General features: G+C 65.2%; 2 protein-coding genes. Both read right to left on the bottom strand.

All coding sequences use genetic code 11. From position 1 onward, the window contains the following. On the bottom strand, positions 1-752 hold a 752-nt coding region (locus HX846_RS35885; RefSeq protein WP_306173203.1), incomplete at its 3' end, for a heme biosynthesis HemY N-terminal domain-containing protein. Between the two features lie 5 nt (positions 753-757). Next, the coding region (locus HX846_RS35880) for a uroporphyrinogen-III C-methyltransferase (protein WP_178967310.1) at positions 758-1733 on the bottom strand (976 nt) is incomplete at its 5' end.

Raw genomic sequence — 1733 nt, 5'->3', positions numbered from 1 at the left:
CCGGCCTCGCCCTGCTCTTCGCGCTGGGCAGCCAGGGTCAGGTTCTCGCCCCAGGCGCGTCGCTCCAGGTCGGCCAACTCGGCAGGCGGCAACACCTTGTCCTTGCGCAACTCCGGCAACAGCCGGATTACCGAAGACCAGTCGCCACGCTGTTGATACAGCCGCTGCAGTTGGCGCAATACCTGGACGTTATGCGGATGACGCTCATGCATGGCCTGCAGGGTGACCAGGGCGCCATCGGTGTCACTGCGGTCCATTTGCAACTGCGCATGGCTCAAGGCTACCGCCAGTTCGGCCTGGGGCTGGCGCTCAAGCGCGCGTTCCAGCAGGCCATCCGCTTCCTCATAACGGCCCTGTTCGTTGGCCGCACGGGCGGCGCCGAGGTAGTAGAGCAATGGCTGGCGTTCGGCTTCGGCCGCACGGTGCAAGTGACGCTCGGCACTGGCCCAGCGCCCTTCGGCGAGGTCCATCTGGCCCTGCTCGATGGCAACCTGGACCCGACGGCTGCGGTTGCGCCGCGACCACGGATTGACCACGCCACCCGAGGTCAGCACCAGGCCCACCAGCACCCTGGCCAAATAGATCACCAGGCCGATGGCAAACAACGCCACCAGCGTCGACCACAGCCCGGACTCGTAATGCAGCACATGGGGATAGGTAATCAGCACGTAGCCGGTATGTTTCGAAATGCCCACGGCCAGTGCCAGGGCGATCGCAATCGCCAGCACCAGGATCACATAGAAGCGCTTCATCGGCTTTACTCCTGGGTCGCCGGCTTGCCAGCGGAAGCCTTGGCTTCCTCGGCAGACAGGTGGCGACGGTCAAGGTAAGCCTGCACGGCAGCCAGGCTAGCGGCCAGGTCCGGCGTGACCACCGAGACGGCCTTGGGCTCAAGCTCGGCAATACGGGCCAGCATGGCTTTGCTTTGCGGGTTGTCTTGATTGAAGTTGTCCTGCAACACGCTGCGGGCCTCGCCCAGGGATCGGCTGTACACCGCCGGCTCGCCGTTGAGCGCCGCCCATTGCGCCTGCTCCAGCGCAAGGCTCAGGGCCAGGCGCACCTGGTTCAGGCCTTGCCCTGCCAGGAGCGGGCGAATGTTGTCATCAGGATTGAAGTCGATGCGGAAATACCGCGAGATCTGCGCCCACCACTGACTCCAACGGCTGTCCGTGTCGGTGGTCGGACGCCCATCATTGGCCGCTTCAGGGAGTTGGTATTCCGGCGCGATGGCCGCCAACTGCACGACCTGATCGCGCAATGCCGCCAGTTGCAGGTACAGCCCGGTACGGTCGGGCTGTTCGATATTGCGCAACGCGGCGAGGCTCTTGGCCAACTGCTCACGGGCGGCGTAGGAGCCAGGGTCACTTTGTTCGCGGAGGATTTCGTCAGCGCCCTGGACCAGTGCCTGGGCACTGTTGATGTCCTGCAAGGCGGAAAGACGCAGGCTGGCCAGGCGGATCAAGTGCTCGGCCTCGGCCAGGCGCCAGTCCTGGCGGCTGGCCCCCAGCACCGTTTCCAGGCGCTGGCTCAGGCGTTGTTGATCACCCTGCAATTGCGCCACCAGCCGGCGACGCTCTTCCAGCTCATCGGCGCCGGGCAGTTGCCCCAGACGGGCCGACAGCTGCTGCTGGCTCTGCTTTAGGCTCTGGGATTGGTCGTCCAGGGTTTGCACTTGGCCCAGCTGTTGCTGGCTGCTCGCCTGCAGTGCGCGGACCTGCCAGATCCCCCAGCCA

The organism is Pseudomonas sp. K5002 (genome assembly GCF_013386655.1).
GTDB lineage: Bacteria > Pseudomonadota > Gammaproteobacteria > Pseudomonadales > Pseudomonadaceae > Aquipseudomonas.
Note: the sequence above shows the minus strand (reverse complement) of the source record. Positions and strands in the feature narration are given on the sequence as shown.